Source organism: Chryseobacterium polytrichastri, from assembly GCF_900142445.1.
GTDB lineage: Bacteria > Bacteroidota > Bacteroidia > Flavobacteriales > Weeksellaceae > Chryseobacterium > Chryseobacterium polytrichastri.
In genome coordinates this window covers 1-18,276 of record NZ_FRAV01000059.1, presented here as the reverse complement: position 1 = coordinate 18,276, position 18,276 = coordinate 1, and the positions used below count along the sequence as shown (strand labels likewise).

At 31.6% G+C, this 18,276-nt stretch carries 17 protein-coding genes and 1 pseudogene; 6 read left to right on the top strand and 12 right to left on the bottom strand.

Annotation, left to right across the window (positions count from 1 at the left end):
- Positions 1–103: 103 nt before the first annotated feature.
- The 12 genes and pseudogenes from hisS to BUB80_RS22260 all read right to left on the bottom strand — a co-directional run bounded on the left by hisS (position 104) and on the right by BUB80_RS22260 (position 13,922).
- Positions 104–1,453 carry a histidine--tRNA ligase gene (gene hisS, locus BUB80_RS22315; RefSeq protein WP_073297879.1) on the bottom strand — a complete coding sequence of 450 codons (1,350 nt, stop codon included), beginning with the start codon at positions 1,451–1,453 and terminating at the stop codon, positions 104–106.
- A gap of 387 nt (positions 1,454–1,840) precedes the next feature.
- Complete coding sequence (locus tag BUB80_RS22310) at positions 1,841–2,299, bottom strand: HRDC domain-containing protein (RefSeq protein WP_073297877.1); 459 nt, start codon at positions 2,297–2,299, stop codon at positions 1,841–1,843.
- A gap of 17 nt (positions 2,300–2,316) precedes the next feature.
- Positions 2,317–2,649 (bottom strand): single-stranded DNA-binding protein, encoded by a 333-nt coding sequence (locus tag BUB80_RS22305; RefSeq protein WP_073297876.1) that lies wholly within the window; start codon positions 2,647–2,649, stop codon positions 2,317–2,319.
- Positions 2,650–2,930: 281 nt separating this feature from the next.
- The gene (locus BUB80_RS22300; RefSeq protein WP_073297875.1) at positions 2,931–3,812 is read right to left on the bottom strand and encodes a peroxiredoxin family protein; all 882 of its coding nucleotides are present in this window, start codon (positions 3,810–3,812) and stop codon (positions 2,931–2,933) included.
- A 174-nt stretch (positions 3,813–3,986) separates the two neighbouring features.
- Positions 3,987–7,091 carry a DEAD/DEAH box helicase gene (locus BUB80_RS22295; protein WP_073297873.1) on the bottom strand — a complete coding sequence of 1,035 codons (3,105 nt, stop codon included), beginning with the start codon at positions 7,089–7,091 and terminating at the stop codon, positions 3,987–3,989.
- Between the two features lie 209 nt (positions 7,092–7,300).
- The gene (locus BUB80_RS22290) at positions 7,301–7,771 is read right to left on the bottom strand and encodes a transposase (RefSeq protein ID WP_073297871.1); all 471 of its coding nucleotides are present in this window, start codon (positions 7,769–7,771) and stop codon (positions 7,301–7,303) included.
- Positions 7,772–7,878: 107 nt separating this feature from the next.
- Entirely contained in the window at positions 7,879–8,526 is a 648-nt protein-coding gene (locus BUB80_RS22285) for a hypothetical protein (RefSeq protein ID WP_073297870.1), read from the bottom strand.
- A 168-nt stretch (positions 8,527–8,694) separates the two neighbouring features.
- Positions 8,695–9,705 carry a hypothetical protein gene (locus BUB80_RS22280; RefSeq protein WP_073297868.1) on the bottom strand — a complete coding sequence of 337 codons (1,011 nt, stop codon included), beginning with the start codon at positions 9,703–9,705 and terminating at the stop codon, positions 8,695–8,697.
- A pseudogene (locus BUB80_RS23775) lies at positions 9,692–10,195 on the bottom strand (M23 family metallopeptidase); the annotation flags it as partial. The gene BUB80_RS22280 and the pseudogene BUB80_RS23775, both read right to left, overlap by 14 nt.
- A 15-nt stretch (positions 10,196–10,210) precedes the next feature.
- On the bottom strand, positions 10,211–12,298 hold the full coding sequence (locus BUB80_RS22270; RefSeq protein ID WP_073297864.1) for a hypothetical protein: 2,088 nt from the start codon (positions 12,296–12,298) through the stop codon (positions 10,211–10,213).
- 13 nt (positions 12,299–12,311) lie between these two features.
- Complete coding sequence (locus BUB80_RS22265) at positions 12,312–12,815, bottom strand: DUF4280 domain-containing protein (protein ID WP_073297862.1); 504 nt, start codon at positions 12,813–12,815, stop codon at positions 12,312–12,314.
- Positions 12,816–12,863: 48 nt separating this feature from the next.
- Complete coding sequence (locus BUB80_RS22260) at positions 12,864–13,922, bottom strand: hypothetical protein (RefSeq protein ID WP_073297860.1); 1,059 nt, start codon at positions 13,920–13,922, stop codon at positions 12,864–12,866.
- Positions 13,923–14,081: 159 nt separating this feature from the next.
- Here BUB80_RS22260 and BUB80_RS22255 point away from each other — a divergent pair, with 159 nt between their 5' ends.
- Genes BUB80_RS22255 through nudK form a run of 6 tightly spaced genes read left to right on the top strand, consistent with a single transcriptional unit; the run spans position 14,082 to position 18,108 of the window.
- Positions 14,082–14,987, top strand: coding sequence for an arginase family protein (locus tag BUB80_RS22255; protein ID WP_073297858.1), 906 nt, complete (start codon positions 14,082–14,084; stop codon positions 14,985–14,987).
- Positions 14,988–15,584 (top strand): HPP family protein, encoded by a 597-nt coding sequence (locus BUB80_RS22250; protein WP_073297856.1) that lies wholly within the window; start codon positions 14,988–14,990, stop codon positions 15,582–15,584.
- Between the two features lie 6 nt (positions 15,585–15,590).
- Positions 15,591–15,935: a hypothetical protein gene (locus BUB80_RS22245; RefSeq protein WP_073297854.1), complete on the top strand. Its 345-nt coding sequence runs from the start codon at positions 15,591–15,593 to the stop codon at positions 15,933–15,935.
- Between the two features lie 24 nt (positions 15,936–15,959).
- Positions 15,960–16,871: a TIGR01777 family oxidoreductase gene (locus BUB80_RS22240; protein WP_228433932.1), complete on the top strand. Its 912-nt coding sequence runs from the start codon at positions 15,960–15,962 to the stop codon at positions 16,869–16,871.
- A gap of 24 nt (positions 16,872–16,895) precedes the next feature.
- Positions 16,896–17,468, top strand: coding sequence for a hypothetical protein (locus BUB80_RS22235; protein WP_139262863.1), 573 nt, complete (start codon positions 16,896–16,898; stop codon positions 17,466–17,468).
- Between the two features lie 58 nt (positions 17,469–17,526).
- Positions 17,527–18,108, top strand: a complete 582-nt coding sequence (gene nudK, locus BUB80_RS22230) for a GDP-mannose pyrophosphatase NudK (protein WP_073297849.1) — start codon at positions 17,527–17,529, stop codon at positions 18,106–18,108.
- Positions 18,109–18,276: the final 168 nt, after the last annotated feature.

The window sequence follows — 18,276 nt, the reverse complement described above, 5'->3', positions numbered from 1 at the left end:
TTAAACCAATTTATCCTTATTTTTGAAAAAAGGCTCAGATTATAAAATCCAAGCCCTAACTTTTTAACTTACACACTTCATGGGATAGTGTCTTTTTATGTTTTTATCCTAAAAACTCTTCTAAAGAAACCGTTTTCTGTTCTCCGGCTTCAAGGTTTTTAAAGGTAACCGTTCCGTTTTTAATTTCTTCTTCACCTAAGAAAACAAGGTTTTTAATTCCTTTCTTTTCTGCATAGGTAAATTGTTTATTGATTTTTGCGCTTTCAGGATATAGCTCTGCTGAGATTCCTTTTTCTCTTAGTTGCATGATCAGCTTTAAAGCATCCAATGTTTCTTCACCTCCAAAATTGGCAAACAAATATTCAACTTTCGATGTAGCTTCTGCAGGGAAAAGACCTAGTTCTTCTACAACAAGATAGATTCTGTCCAGACCAAAAGAAATCCCGATTCCCGGAATGTTTTTCACCCCGAAAACTTCTGTAAGATTGTCATATCTTCCACCACCACCGATAGAACCCATTTGAACCTCATCTGCTTTTACCTCGAAAATAGCTCCGGTATAATAATCTAATCCTCTAGCCAATGTAATGTCAAAAACAAGATTCTGAATATCTACACCAAGGCTTACAGATCTTGTTAAAACAAATTCTAATTCTTCAACTCCTTTTGTTCCTACTTCATTTCCTGCAAATTTCTCTTTCAATTGAAGAAGATTTTCTAACGCATCATCAGATTGAGTAAATAAGAAATCTAACTTATCGATAGACTCCTGAGAAATCTCCCTTTCTAATAACTCTTTAACAACACCTTCTTTTCCTATTTTATCAAGCTTATCTAAGGCAACAGTGAAGTCAATTAATTTATCTGTAATTCCTGCGTATTCCGCTAAACCAGAAAGAATCTTTCTATTATTTAAATGGATCGTTACGGGAACTTTTAAGTCTGCAAATGATTTTAAATACAACTGAACCAAATCTACTTCCTGTAAAAGGCTCTCGCTTCCTACAACATCTGCATCACACTGATAAAACTCTCTGAATCTTCCCTTTTGAGGACGATCTGCTCTCCAAACCGGTTGAATCTGGTAACGTTTGTAAGGAAAAGTAAGTTTCCCATGGTTCATTGCAACAAATCTTGCGAAAGGTACTGTAAGGTCATAACGAAGGGCTTTATCTGAAATTTGAGATGTCAGTTTTTGATGACTTTTATTATTCCAATCTTCCTGATTCACTTTAGAGGTATAATCTCCTGAATTTAAAATCTTAAAAATCAAACGATCTCCTTCTTCTCCATATTTTCCCGTCAATGTCGAAAGGTTTTCAAAGCTTGGTGTTTCCAATGGCTGGAACCCAAATAATTCGAAGTTCTTTTGTAAAATATTGATGATGTATTTTCTTCTTGAAACTTCTTCTGCTGTAAAATCTCTCGTCCCTTTTGCTAAGCTTGGCTTCATTTTATAATTGATAAATGATGATTAATAATTGATAAGTATTGCAAAAATAAGGAATTGAAAGGACTTTTTAAACTCTAAACTTATTTAAACTTTTTATTTAACCACAAAAGAAAAAAACGTTCAGATGATATAATATAAAGCTTATCCTTAAACTGAAAAAAAGAAAACATTAGCCTTTAAAAATCTTTGCCTATTGAGCGGAGTCGAAATATTATTCTTTTGAGGACTTTTAGTCATCTATTAAAAATTGTAAAAACAGCTTTTGCCTCTTTTGCGGTTAAATTTAAAATTAGTTTCAACAGACTTTCTATAAGAAAAGTCGAAGAATCGAATCTCCAACTTTTCTTTATTATTTTCATCATTTATGTTGTATTCAGCTAGGAAAAATCAAATACTATCAAGAATCTCCAGTATTTCTTCGCCATAATTTTCAATTTTATGTTTTCCGAAACCTTTGATATCCAGCAATTCTTCTTTTTTCATGGGTTTATATTTCGCCACCGACATTAACTCTTTATTGGTTGCAATAAAATAAGTGGGTAAGTTTTGCTCTTTAGCTTTTTCTGATCTCCACAATTTTAAGGCATCTAAAATTTTCTCTTCATCATAGTTAAGCGTATCATCTTCGAGAGAATATTTAGCAGTTTTGTTTTCTTTCACACTGTTTGAAGCTTGTTTGAGCCGCAGTTCCTCAAAATACAAAACAACAGACCAATAATTTTCATCATTTACAAACGCTGTTTCTACTTTAACAATTTCATTAGATTCAAGAAAACTGTCTAATGCTTTTTGATCTTGGTAAAGAAATTCTTCGGGTAATCTTATTTTAAAAATTTTTACTTTCATCATTTGTATTTTTACCGTTATTTACTTCCTAAAAATAAGATCTCATCTACTTTGATCTCCGTAATATATCTCTTTACACCATCTTTGTCATCATAAGATCTGTACGTTAATTTTCCTTCTACAGCAATCTCTTTTCCTTTGGGTACATATTTTTGAAAGATCTCTGCTGTTTTTCCAAACGCTACCAAGTTGTGCCATTGCGTCTCCTCCACTTTCTCTCCTTTTGCATTGGTATAATAGTCGCTTGTTGCTAAAGACACACTCGCTTTTACAGCACCGCTATCAAAGTTTACTATTTCTACTTCTTTTCCTGTGTGACCAATCAATGTGGTCTTGTTTCTTAGTGACATAACTTTACAATTTTTAGGATTAATACTTTAGATAAGAGACGTTCACTGTTTTCTCAAATCTCTGTTGCAAAGGTTGTTGAATCGGAAAACCAAAGTCGGTTAGAAACCATTTAAATCCGTTTGTAGTCGTTTGTGATCGGATAAAAAATCAGGTTTTTATATGAAAAAATTCCCAATACCCTTTGAGAGAAGAAGGCTATTGGGAATTCTGTATTTCAATTATAACTTCCCTATTTACTAGAAATTATATTCAAATTTATTACTTATCCATTTTCATTAGTCTAGTTGATATTCTTTAAAATCTCATCCAAAGAGGATGTCCTCAAAAGAATTTTTCCATCATGACCTACTATAAACATCGTTGGAGTACCAATGATCCCATAATTTTGGAAATTGGTCCCTTTTATTCCTTCATAATCACAGAATACATCTTTCCATAAAAAGGTTTTTGCTTTCTCTTTAAATACCTTCTCCTCTTGATCTGCAGATAAAGAAATGATTCTTACCCCTTTTGCTTTGATATTATCAAGATGACTTGGCAACTTTTGAAAAAGGATTTCACAATGTGCACATCCGGATGCATAAAATATAAGCAACGTTTTGGTATAATCTCCAGTTGCCAACTCTTTACTTTTCAGAACCGTAGTTTTACTTTGATCTTTAATAATGAGATCCGGAGCATAAGTACCTGGCATTCCTTTGATGTAAGATGCCAAAATACCATCATATTTATTTATTTTTCCGGAAGCTCTTACAAGAGGTGCAAAAAAATTGATGTAGTCTTTTTTATTTTGCTGGGTCAGAAAATAAGCCAGTTTCCCGACAAAATCTGCATATTGAACAGGATCTTTTATCTTACTGTCTATGCTTTTAAAATCATTTTTAAAATAATAGAAATCCATTATAACACTGGTATGCAAATACACCCAAGATGAAATAATATCCGACCATTGTTCTGAACCATACAGAGCCTGCCAGTCTATTTCCTCGGCAATATATTTTATGGCACCCTTAGCATATTCTTTTTCCGAAGCTGCATTTGCCGAGTTTATATTTTTGGTTGTTGCAATTATTTGGGCAATTTTTTCAGTTTGATCAGTTTTCTGTGCATTCGCGATACTACATAGGAAAGCTAAAAATAGTACTGTAATTAATTTTTTCATTTTACTATATTTTTAGGAATAGGATGATTAATCCATTGCTTCTTACTTTTTTATTCAAAAATGTTTGGCAAAGTTAGTAATATTCTTGTTTGCTAATCACTATTGAGGGTTTCTTAAAATGGCTTTGTTATTTGCTTACTCATGAAAGCTCTTTAATTTTATGAAACTTATTTGTCATAAAAGATTTGTTAATTGATTGAAGTAAGCTTGTTTATTCCATATTTCTTTATCTCCTATTGCAATGAATCTATATTTAGCTCTGGTAACTGCAACATTTAATAAATTCGGTTTTTGAGAAGCCCAATTAGCAGCACCTTTTGACTTTTCATCTAATCCCAAACATAAAATTACACCTTCCGCTTGCTTTCCCTGAAAAGTATGGACAGTTCCGATATGAGTTTTCAACCATTCACTCATTTCATTTTTACTTACTTCTTTATACTTTCTTATTTCGTAGAGCAAAGGGTTAAACAGAAAAGAGTTAAGAGAAGAACTGATCTCGCTAAATGGCGTTATCACAAAAACATCAGGCAGGCTTTTATTAAAATTTATTTCCTCTTTTAAAAGTTCTTTAATTATATCTGCTTGCTCTTGCACAAAATGTTTACCTACAACATTTCCTATACAATGTATAAAAGAAGTTTGAAATTTTACTTTAACATTATTTGTATCTACAGTAGAATTGTACATCGTATTGTCATAAGCAATACGATTTGAAATTTCAAACATAGGATTGATACAGCGCCTATGTACTCTCAATGGCATTCCTATCCATTCTTTTTTGCTATTGATTGTAAGATACGAACCTAAAGGATTTATTCTGTCAGCCATTGACTGTACTGATAATTCAGAATTTATTTGATTTTTATCTAAATCAAAATATCTGCTTATATTATCTGTAATTGATTTTGGAATGGTTACAACTGGTTCAATTTGAAAAGGGTCACCAACTACACCTACTCTTTTTGAACGCCAAATGGAACCTGCCGCAGCTTGAGGAATAGCTTGTCCTGCCTCATCAATAAAAAGCCAAGGAACATCTTCTCTATTTAAATCCTTAAACATCATTTGAATGGAAGCAAAGGAGGAAGATATCACAGGAATTACAAGAAAAAAAGTATTCCACATGGCTTTTATTTCTTGTTTGGAAGCTTTCGTATCACCTTTTAAATATTCGAAAAAACCGCCCAAAGTGGTAGATATTCTGCTAGAAGTTGCATTAGCCGTTAAAATAAAAATTTCATTTAGGTTTAAAGAAATTATAAATAATTCGGATTGCAATTTCTTTAATTTCCCCGAATACCACGGACAGGATTCTTGTGATTTCTTTGATTCTATATTTTTCCAAAAATCAGCATCTGCATAATTATTTTTTAATTCGAGCCTTGCTTTGTCAGTTAAAATTATTAATTCATCTAGTTGCTTTGTTAAAGAAAAATTCTCATCAGTTTGTTTTCCTTTCAAGAATTTTAAAGTACTAAAATCTGATTCTATTTTTACTAAAATTGAGCTTTCAACATTTAAATTTTCAGAAATTTGATTGTAATTATTTAATGCAGTTTCCAGAGCATCTTTATATATATTTCTTTTGTTTTTATTCAGCCAATAAGAAGAAAAACCGGGTTTGCTGCTTTTTATTATGGCAAGCTCGTTCAGAATATCTTTTTTACCTTCTTTTAATCTTAGAACTTTTGTTTTTTGATTTTCGAAAGTGATATTCATTTTTTCAAAGTTTCTTAAAGTATCATCTAATGCTGTTGTTACTTTAAATAATGAATCTTTTGTACTGATAAATGCTTCATATTCTTTTTCAAAAAGTGTTAGCCTTTTCTTTTCTAAAGAAATTTCATCAAGCTTATTTTTAAATGTAATTCTTATTGCGTTCCATTCCGAATTATTAACGATTTTATCCTCTTTAAGAGTACTTTGTAAATCTTTAAAATCTGTATTAAACCATAAATTACTTACTAAATTGCTGCTATTCTGCTTATTCCCTAAGACAGCCGAAATTAATCCCCAATTGTCATTATGTATACATTGTTCAGCAACTGCTTTAAAATACGATATATGTGAACGATACTGTTTTGAAACTTCTTTTTTTAAAGGTAATTCTTTTGATATATTTTCAACCGCTCCGTTGTTTGAAGAAGCAATTACGATTCCACCATTTGTTATTGCTTTTAGGGGTTCATAAATAAAAGGTGAGTACTTTTTTCCATTGATTTTTAAAGAACCCACTTTTTCAAAAGCATCGGACGGATTTTCAATTTTAGATAATTCCTTTGCACGTTTAACAATAATTGGGGCAATAATATCTCTTAATAAAGTAGTTTTTCCTGTCCCCGGAGGTCCATTTACAGAAAAGAGCCCCTCTTGATTACTTTCAGATAAATTATTAAAAATGGTATTTACTGCAAACTGCTGCATTAAACTTAAAGTATAATCAGAAGGCCAACACCCATCAGGATAATGAGTTGGTGTTAAAATACTTTTTAATTTTTGGACGTCTTTTATTATATCAATTCTTTCAGATTCTTTACCTACACTACCATCTAAATATTGCTTAAAAGCTTTTGGTAATGATTTTTCGTTATAATTTGAAATAATTCTCTCTAAGTCTTTAATATAAAAACTATTAAGTATATCCGTTGTTGATGTTGATTCTTTATCATTTTTTGGCTTAAATTTTTCAATCCGTTTTACATAGATTTCTCTTTGTGGTTTGACACTCCAATTACTTAATTCATCTACTTTATCTTGAAGTTTTAATAATTGATTGTTGCTTACTACTATAGAAATTTTTACTATTTCATTATTTGAATTAGTTATTGTCTCTTTAAAGTTTAAATCAATATATTCATTTAAACTTTCTTTGATAAGGTCAAAAGCTGTTTCCCAATTATCATTTCCTATTTTATTATTTTCTAGTTGGCTTAAAGCCCATGGTAGGGAGGATAGTCCGAACGAATCATTAATATATTTGCCATTTTCGTCTAATTTTAAAGATGCATAGCAGATTTTTGAATTTCTAAAATTCTCATCTCTTTCATTGTTTTTAAAATAATCTATTACAAAATTGTTTACAATTGAAGAATTAAAAACACCTAAATAGATTGTATATTCAAGAACTTTATTTGGATCTGTTGATTTTAAAGGAATCTTCCAAACTTCTTTTTCGCTAAGTAATTCAACATTTTTTTCTGATGCTTTTGGTGTGGAAGCAGGGCTAAAATGTTCAAGTTTATGCCAACAAGACAATAATTTTTGATGTTTATTCATTTATGTTTATTTCTGACTGTCTTATAGTTACAAAGTAAAACACGCCCTTCAAATATAGGTATCTGTTTTTCAAATTCCGTAAAATTACATAGATCTTCTTGATATAATTTTACGGAAAACCATAGAAAACAAAATTACTTAGGAAAGGGAGTGAAAAAAGATTACCAAATTAATTTAATTATCTTCTAGTCTTTTTCTTGAAAACTTGTTTATCCTTTTGTTCGAACATTATTTACAGAATCAATTTCCACATCTCTTTCTTCTTCGCCATACATTCCCCCATCTTTTTCTGATTCAATTTCATCTCTTGTATATTGATGGAAATTTTCAAAGGTTTTCAACTTTGTGTCATATAATAATACTTTCTTATTATTTCTAAAATTGATCACTAATCCGTCTCTCTTGGAGAAGATGCCTACCGCCTTTTTTAAGATATCACGTTCAAGCTTTGTTTCTTCTAGTTCCTTTCGAAGTCTTAATAACTCTTCCCTTATGGGATCTGAGGATATTTGTTTTTCCTTGCTAAGTTTACCTTCTTTGTGAAGTTTTCTCCAATTGACTAGACTTTCTTTGCAAATCCCCAATTCTTCAGCTACCGAGGATACATTGCCTCGCTGCTCACTTAAAGATACGGCTTGGATTTTAAACTCTAAACTGTAATTTTTTCTGACCTTTTTCATACTCTTAAAGATAAAGAGTATAAGAATTGTGTCCTAACAAAGTTAGCAACTCCAGCTTTGTATCTATTACTCTAGGTTTGCAAACTTCGGAGAGCTGGATATTAGGTCTATTTATTTGATAATTTCCTTAAGAATTCAATGTTTACATTTTCAAATTTGATTTCACCAAAATCTTTTGTTGCCAAAGAAATACCTTTAATATTCTTGTCTGGATTACTTCTATCCGTATAATCTTCTCCATATCTATGTAATGTCACCGTTTCATCATCATTAATCTTAAAAGTAGTATAAGATTGAGTAAACATAAAATCCTTACAATAAACCTGCTCGATTGTGAAATAATTGTTTTTTGAAATAATTTGCTGGAAACCATCTGCTGGACAATTACCTCCCAAATTAAAAATCAACTTTTCATTTTTCAAATAATTAATATAAGAGTTATTGCTTTCTTGCTTTTGAATAACAATTAAAAGACTGTCATGTTGAGCATTATCCTGATGTTGTTTTGCTTTATCTTCTAGAATTATTACTTTATAATTTAATTTGTTATTAGACATAACATTTACACTATCTAATTTATAATAATTCGTATCATCATTAAATGTAATGATATCAGTTTTTTGAACGTTAATTACTTTCTGTGATATTTTATTTGTGCTACCTGAAAATTTTATTTTTTTATCCTCTTTACAGCCTGTATTAATAATAAACAAAATGATTAAAAATGAACATTTATATATTAAAATATTTCTCATAGCATATTTATTTCTATTAAGTACAAGTAACTATTTAATTGATAATATTTTCAATTCCAATAAATGAGTTTAAATACTGATAGCCAAATATTTAAAATAAATTCAACAGCATTTTTATAATGTTAAAATAAATATTCCTGATACTTATTTTAAATACTTCTATAAAGACTATTTTTGAAGGATCAAATTTTTCTCTCCATACTTTTTCTCCATATATTGACTTTCAAGAAATAATTTATTCTTTTCATAATAGATGTTTCCAAAATATGTATTGCTATCAGCCTCACCTGTATATCCATTAATTGTTTTAGAATATTTTAGATATCTTTTCCCATTATTTACTTTATCTTCAATCAATAAGTACTGATTGTAAATTTTACCCATATTTCCAGATTCCGTATAAACAATGGAATCATTGGATATTTTTAAAGATATTCCATAATCCTCTAATTTATCATTGTCAACAAAGTATTCGCCTAATGGAATTGAAATTTGTTTTTTTAATGGTGAAATACTTTCCTTAATTTTTTGAATATCTAGTAAAATTACGCTATTGTTAAGATCATCTTTTTTTTCTTTTTTCAATAAACAAATATTTTTATTTTGTTCATTAATTGTATTGAAAATAACATTGCCCTCCGCCTCAATTCCTTGAATTTTATTTTTTACAGAGCCTAATCCTAAACAATGAGATTCATCTGCAGTAATATTTTCTAAATATGTAATATTTTTTTTATCAAACTTATATGTATTGAAGACCGGATATTCTTCTGTATAACCTGGAAGAAGCAAAAATCCGTTATCTGTCTTTTTATTGTATAAAATTTTGATGCTTTTTTCAGCATCTTCATAAGAGCTATCATAGCTAAAGTTATATGAAATTTGCTGCCAATCTGTGACTAATAAATTATTTACAAGATATTGTAAATAAACTCTATCGTCAATAAATTTAAATATAAACGTATTATTTCTAAATGTTATAACTAAACTTTTTATTGATATAGCTTCATAGTCACTTTTCTTGTTAAAATCTATTTCAGAAAAAACAACATTATCTTTTCTATATTGAATTGATTGTTGAAGATTTTCTTTTTTGCTATTTTCTTTACAACCTGAAATTGTAAATGTTATTAAAAAAAATATTATAAATCCTTTTAATATATTGCTATTTTTTCCCATAAAAATTATTAATTCTTGTTTTAGCGGTACGCTTTTGTAAATCTAACTCCTCTTGAGATTGTTCATTAGGTCCTTTAAAGTAAACATAGGTCCCTGGATTACATCTATAATTTAATCCCATACCAACAGCATATACTGTTGTGAATATTTCAAAATGTAAATGAGGAGCGCAGGTTCCATTTTTAACACCAGAAACCCCACTTTTTGCTATGATTTTTCCTGCATCTACAGGTGTTCCTTCTGATAATAAAGCTTCTTCTAAATGTGCATAAAATAAAAATATATCTTTTGTTTTGTCAAAGCTGTTACCTTGGAGAATTTCACCACTAGCGGAATGTAAAAGAGAATATTCCCTCCTATGATTATAAAATGATTCTTTATCAGTAACTTTTATAGTCATTGTATTACCATATCCATTATGCCAAGTTACTTTATGAACAATACCTTTTACACAAGCATATATATCACTTCCCGGTTTTACGAATAAATCTAATCCTTGATGGACCTATCCATTTCTTGTTTTCCCAAATAATCCCCAATGTTCTCCCATAGTTCCTTTTCCACCACCTCCACTTTGCATATATAAAGTACATATTGGATTACTAACAGGATCATGCCATTTAGTTATTTTTGTAGTTTCAGCTTTTGTCTCAGTAATCTTTTGGCATGAAAAATTTTTCACTTTATTAAGTTCTCCTTTATCATACCACAATTTTATATTTTCTGCTATTTCCCAGACAAAAGTTTTCCCACTCTCACTTTTCCCCTCTTTATGAAATGCGGGATTTGCAGCATAACCTACATTTCTCCAATAATTAAGATTTTTAATAGCCTTTCCATTTTTATAAGAAACAGGTAAACTATTATCAAATACGACATGATTAGATTGATTTCCTTTACCACAATCAACTGGAAATAATACTGCTAAATAAAAATCGGTTAATGTATTCAGTTTCCCTCTAACTAAAGGTAAATTCAGATATTTTTCAATATAATCTAATTGCTTGATTTGGTTCATAGCTAGTAATTCTGTCCTAGTTATTTTTAAATCTTTAGCTGAATCTTTTCCTATTTGTAGTAATCCTACATAGCCCTCTGTTGCTTCATCTTTACGCTTTTTAAATGTTCCACATGTAGGATCAAATGTGCCTCCTGTTTCATGTGCCATAGCTGCCATGAGATTGTTTGGATCAACCCCATTTCTTTTACTTATTAAAAATACTTTCTTCCTAAACTCACAGCTTACTTTGGCACCCCAAACTAAATCTTTATATTGTTCTTGGCAAATACAAGTAGAATCTTTCTTCTTCTCTCTCGGCTTCCTAATAATAGTAACAGACCGACTATTCTCCACTTCCAGTTTTTTAGCACTTTTGGTGATGGGAATAACCTGTGAGGTGACATAGGTATTATCTGGTTCCACTTCAATAAAGTAAACTTGAAATTTGTAGTCATACTTTTCGTTTCTCATGTCCTCAGGGGTGATGCCCAACTCATAAATCTTTTTGGTAATAGGAACTTTAATGAAATTTTCATTACCGGGAAGTACCCATTTCTTTTCATATATTTTATCGTGGGTTTTGTAGCCTGTCTCTTCCTCCCAAATTCTTACCGTTACATTTCTACCTTTCATATGCTGAGTGGTAATTTTTATAATAACGGTATCGCCAACCTCGGCTTTTTCTATAGGTTGCGCTCGTTCATTGAGAAATTCAGCATTTAGAATTTTCGCATCTGGATCAGCCTGTTTCTTTCCGCTGGAAGTGATCGGGAATTTGGGAGTATCAGCCTTAGGTTTTGGTTTTATTGGTTTTGTTTCAGGGGTGTTGGCACTAATTTTTGAAGGCGGCGCTGGCGGAATGTAGGTCGGATTTATCACATTCACATTCGGACTTGCCTTCATGATGTGTTTGGCAACATACTCTGCCGTTACATAATATTCATGGGTAGATCCTTCATCTGTTTCTCCTGTTGCAATGCGGGCGTTGGCAATCTGTACCGCCATGGTATACATCGGTAATCGGAAAACAGCTTCTGCGACTCCGTATTCATCAACAATTCCCATGATGGGAACAGGATTTATTTTGTTCATCATATTGATGACAGGATCATGACCTTCTCCTTTCGCATCATCTTCCCAAAGCGTAAAAGAAACATTTCTTTTGTACATTTCTATACAATGCGCTCTGGCAATAATGGTGTCTTGGTAGCTTATCTTTTTTCCTTTCGGAAGCGGAAGATAATTGGCATCCAACAATTCAACCTTTGTAATTTTAGGTTCTTTAGCCTGTTGAGGATGGATGATAAGTTCGCCACTTTCGTTGCCTTGCTGTGCAACGATTTTAATGGCTTTGAAGTGAAGGCTTTTTTGCCCGAAAGTATAAGGAACTGCTTGCCCTTCTTTATTATCGGTGGTTCTTCTCCATGTATTTTTTTCCTGCACAAAAATTCCCCAATGAATGGGAGTTTGTGGATTAAGCAAAGGTTGGGTAGGAATAATTTGCTGGAAATAATCATTAATCGTAGAAATGGTATACATCTCCTTTTTCCCTACTACAGGATTTAGGTCTCCTATGATGGTTAGTTTCGCCATGTTGATTCAGTTTTTATTCACAAATGCTATTATTTTCTTCCGTACTTTCCTGAAATTTTTTAAAATCTATAAACGGATTGATCATGTGCTGTTCTTGTGGATCAGCATTTTTGACATTCTGCTTATTCAGTTGCGCAGTCTGTCCATGATCTTTTACCGTTATTTTCCCTCCCGTACTGCATAGGAGTTCAGAGATTTCAGATACACAACACTTTCCATCTACTTTGGTTTTCTCATAGGTCTTTTGCCATTTTCCTGCGGCGGCAAAAGCACAGGGAAGATTTCCACCTGATGAAGGTTTGAGTTTACATTGTCCGAAACTAGGCCCGGGAGGATTAAATTGCAGATCATTTTCTGTAACAGCCAAATAATCGGGATTACCGTCAGGATCATTAAAATAATGTCTTTGCTGAGAAGTGACTTTGAATTGTGGATATTGATTTCCTTGGTTACACTCGGCTTTGCCTTTTTGAATAACGAAATGTTTCCCGTCATGCGGGGAGGAAGATTTTTTCATATTTTGTGATTTTTTGTAGGTGTAAAAATCAAATATACTAAATTATTTTTATACTTTAACTAAGGTAAACATCTGGCGTTCTGTGATATTATCAATTTGAATACTAAATTTTGCTTCGATTTTTTGAAGACTCAAATCTGTTCTGTGGAAATGATATTCTGCTTCATGAAAACAGTTTTTAGAACTTTTATTGAGAGTAAGCTCTTTCTTATTTTTTGGGTTAGCATCTAATGGACTAAGGCTTTGCTTTGTAAGATAATTACCCTTTTGAAATATTTTTAACAGATGATGATCTTCATCTTTTGGTGCCATACGGTTGTAGAGCTCAAGAGAAATCGGAGAAGCATTCACTAACCACGGAAAATAATCAGGGTAGATTTCAGAATCTGTCCAGTCTCCATAGATTGCGTTGTAAAAAGTTCCACACAGAAAATGAATAGGGAGTGTATTTTTAAGCTTTTCAAGAAGTTGTTTCTTATCTTCTATGATTAATTTTAATTGATCTATATAAGAAGCTGCATATTGATCTATAAAGTATTTTTTTGAGTCTTCCAATTCATTTTTAAGCTGAAGTGGATGAGTATGTAAACCAACTTCTATCAATTGTCCTGTTGTATTGATTCTAATTTCAAAAGGATAAATTATTTTCATACAAGCAATAGCTAAATCGCACGTTTTACTGTCTGATTCTATTCCATCTTTATTAAAATCAAATAGTTCTACTGTGAAAATATGATTCTCTTCTTCATATTTTAAATATTCCAGTGTCATATTGAATTCATATGCTGCAAGACTTTCATCATCTCTGAATTGTTGGTGATGTATGATATAGGTGCCGGCTAATAAAGGAACTTCAAACGGAATTTTACCCTGTGGAGGATGATAATATAAATTGTCACCATTTTCAATGATCTCTTGGTTCAGTTTTTTTATTTCTTCACCAAACGGAAGACAAAGAAGGGTTCCTGTTTTTAAAACTCCATCCAGCGGATCAAGTAATGAACTGTATTGATGATGAAATCCTTTGATGTAATTAGGATTTTCAATTTTAAGATCAGAGGAAATTTTTTCTAAAGTATCGCCGGGAAGCGTTAAATATTTTATCATATCATTGGTGTTTCAATCCTAAATTAATCAATAATTTTCAGGTGACAAAATATTAAAAGCCAGCTTAGAATATATAGAGAATGAATATTAGATCAAGATTAATGTCTTTGCAGCCGTTTGAAAACGGATAATTTTGTATCTTTGGGTAAATATTACAATATGAAAAGGGACATCAATATTTTTGAGTTTCCTCTCAATTTAGGACTGATTAAAAAACAACACGAAATTGAACCCGGCGTTAAAAAGCTTCCTGACTGGCTCAGAGCATTTGACTTTCATAAAAGAATACATCCTAAAAATATTTTCAGATTAGAATCCCCTTCATATGCGATGGATTTTGATGAAGAAACTCAAGTTAAAAATCCTCATCAAATTATTGAGTATGCTAAAAAGCAGGCTGAGCTTATCTTAAAAAATTTCGACAAAAACATATTCAATATCATTATCGGTGGCGACTGCAGTATTTTAATTGGAAATGCAGTGGCATTAAAAAAAATAGGAAGCTTCGGGCTTTTTTATCTTGATGGCCATACTGATTATATCCCACCCCATTTGTCTCCGAGTGGAGGCATTGCGGGAATGGACCTTGCCATTGTTGCAGGATTAGGTCATGAAAAACTGACCAATATTAATCACCTTAAACCTTATTTCTTAGAGGAAAATATATTCTGTGTCGGAAATGCAGAAATGGATGACGAAGAGTATGTGGAACAGATCATACATTCAAAGATTCATTATTTTGATCTTGAGAATCTAAGGAAAAATGGCTTTAGAAAAACGTCTGAAGATTTCCTGCAAATGATTCATCATAAAAATCTGGATGGGTTTTTAATTCATTTTGATGTTGATATTCTAAAAGATGAGATTATGCCGGCCGTTGATAGCAGAATGGAAGAAGGAATTGATTATAGCGATCTTAAAGAAATTCTACAACCTTTACTCAACAACGAAAAATGTTTCGGAATCCAGATCACCATTTTAGATCCCAATTATGATGAAAATGGTATTTATACCAAAGCTTTCGTAAAGAATTTAATTCAAATTATAAAAAATAAAGAAGAATAAATGAAGAAGACAATAAAGAGGACATTCAGAGTTTCAAAATATGTGATCTATAAAGAAACCCTTGTTGATTATAAAGAACATTTCTGGTCGTTTTTAGGAGCCTTTTTTGGAATTGGACTTATTGCATTTATCCAGTCTCATCAGCTTTTACAGGCAGAAAATGTATTCCTCATCGGCTCTTTTGGAGCATCAAGCGTTTTGATTTATGGTGCTATTCAAAGTCCATTAGCACAGCCTAGAAATTTAATTGGTGGTCATGTACTGTCTGCTATTGTAGGTGTTACGGTTTATAAAATTGTTCCGGATATTATTTGGTTGTCGGCTCCGTTAGCTGTAGCATTTTCCATTATATTAATGCAGTATACAAAAACCTTGCATCCTCCTGGTGGCGCCACTGCTTTAATTGCTGTGAGCTCAACGGGCAAAATCCCTGAATTAGGATACTGGTATGTGATTTCTCCTGTTTTATCGGGTTGTATTATATTATTGCTTGTTGCCTTATTTTTTAACAACCTTACCCCCAATAGAAGCTATCCTACTCATAATAGGTTTATGAAATTATTGAGAAAAAAACATACTCACAGAATGAAAAAGTAAAAAATTATGAATTGTCTAGAATGCGGCGAAAAAATTATCGGCAGATCAGATAAAAAATTCTGTAATGACGCCTGCCGAAATGCCTATAATAATAAGCAGAATAAAGATTCTAATAATTTCATGCGAAACGTAAACAATAAACTTCGTAAAAATTATCGGATCTTAGGTGAAATCAATATCGATGGTAAAACAAAAACACCTAAATCTAAATTAGATGGCTTAGGTTTTGATTTTGATTATTTCACCAATTTAAAAGTCTATAAAAACGGTTCCGAATATAAATTTATCTACGATTACGGCTATAAATTGTTAGAAGATGATTTTGTTTTGATTGTAAAAAATCAAGCGTAATAACCACCAAACTTAAATTTAATTATGATGAAAGAAGTTGTTTTGATCACCGGAGCCAATGGAATGGTTGCCCAAGAGCTCTCGAAGACGCTTGAAAAAGAATATGCCGTTCGATTTTTAACCCGAAAAAAACAACGAGATAATGATTACGAATGGGATATAAAAAATGGAACGATTGATGAATCGGCCTTTGAAAACATCTCTCATATTATTCATTTAGCCGGAGCTAATATTTCTGAAAAACGCTGGACTGACGAGCGAAAAAAAGAATTAATTTCAAGCCGTGTAGATTCTGCAAAGCTGCTTTTGAATACTTTAAAAAAGAAGAATATCATTCTTAAATCTTTCATTTCTGCATCAGGAATTAATTACTACGGAACCATAACAACAGAAAAGATTTACACCGAAGACGATGCCACCGGAAACGATTTTCTAAGCGAAGTTGTTGTTCTCTGGGAAAAGTCTGCCGATGATTTTAAAGAACAGAAACTAGCTGAGCGGGTGGTAAAAATTCGTACCGCAGTCGTACTTTCAGAAAAAGAAGGCGCCTTAAAAAAGATGTTGCCTACCATAAATTTAGGCATCGGTTCGCCCCTTGGAAGCGGAAAGCAATATATGCCTTGGATTCATGTAAAGGATATTTGCTCTATTTATGAATTTGCTTTAAAAAATTCTCAGGTTGAAGGCGCTTATAATGCGACTTCGCCACAACATACAACGAACGAAAACTTAACAAAGAAAATCGCTGAGGTTGTCAAAAAACCATTGTTTATGCCAAATGTTCCAAGTTTTGTTTTAAAACTCTTATTTGGAGAATTGGCAGACGCTTTGCTGGAAGGTTCTAGAGCATCATCCAAAAAAATTCAAGAGGCAGGATTTCAGTTTAACTTTCCTGATTTAAAAGTAGCTTTAGAAGATCTGCTAGACAAGAAATAAATTAAAATAAAAATTACAAAATTTATGAAACATATATTTTCATTAGCCCTTTGTTTATCATTATCTATGGTAACTTTTGCACAGAAAAAAGAGACTTCAACTTCAAAAGACAAACTGATTGTTGAACGTTTTAAAAATGATTACAAAAAGAAAAACTATAAAAAATTTGAAGGCAAAATATTGGTAAAAGATAATTTGGTTCAGTTTGATAATAAAGTAATCAATTTTGATAAATCTGATAAAACCACTAAGTTATTGTTGGAAACAGGTCTTATTTACCCTCAGCTTCTGACCGATTACCAAATGGAAAAATTCCTTGAGGAAACAACCGACAAAACTCAGAAAAGATTTTTAAAACTTCAAAAAGACCCCCGCGCTTCTTTTGATGTGAATAATATGAAAATCAATGATTCTGATGAGCTTGTTTCTCTAAGTACAGATCCAAAAATCAAGAGATTCAAACTGGTATGCAATGACAGTAAAATTCCCGGAACGCCTATTTACATCATCGAACTTACCAATAAAGGAGCTACAAAAGAGACTACCTCCGAAGAATTTATTAAAAACTCAAAACTGACTTTCCTTCAACAGTTGTAATTGAAGTAAAAATTATTCATCATAAAGGTTTAAAATATTAATTAAGAAGACGTTCATAATGCAGAATAATAAAGTAAAGATCCTACAAACAGAAATTTTATCAGATAACTGGTACACTTTAAATAAAATCACTTTCGAAAAAACAAACAGCAACGGTTCTATACAAACCCAAAGCAGAGAAGCCTATGACAGAGGAAATGGTGCTACCATTTTGCTATACAATAAAGATCTGAATACCGTTATTTTAACAAAACAATTTAGATTACCCACTTATATCAACGGAAACCCTGACGGAATGCTTATTGAAGCATGCGCCGGATTATTAGACAACGATAACCCCGAAGAATGCATCAAAAGAGAAACAGAAGAAGAAACAGGCTATAAGATATCAAAAGTGGAAAAGGTTTTCGAATCGTATATGTCACCGGGTTCTGTTACTGAAATTCTTCATTTTTTCATCGCCGAATATTCCAAGGAAATGAAAACCACTGATGGTGGCGGATTGGAAGAAGAAGGTGAAGACATTGAAGTTTTGGAACTTTCTTTTGATGAAGCACTTACAATGATTGATACAGGAGCAATAAAAGATGCTAAAACAATTATGCTGTTGCAACATATAAGGATAAAAAATATTGTCTAGTCCTGAAATAGCGATACACAAAAAAATGATCGTTATGAAAGAATACTTAGAAACGCTTTATGTCAAGCGTACACAGAAAGATTACAGTTTAAGTTTGAAACTTCAGATTGTAAAAGAAATTGAATTCGGTAAATTAGGAATTACAGAATGTCGTAAGAAATATGGTAT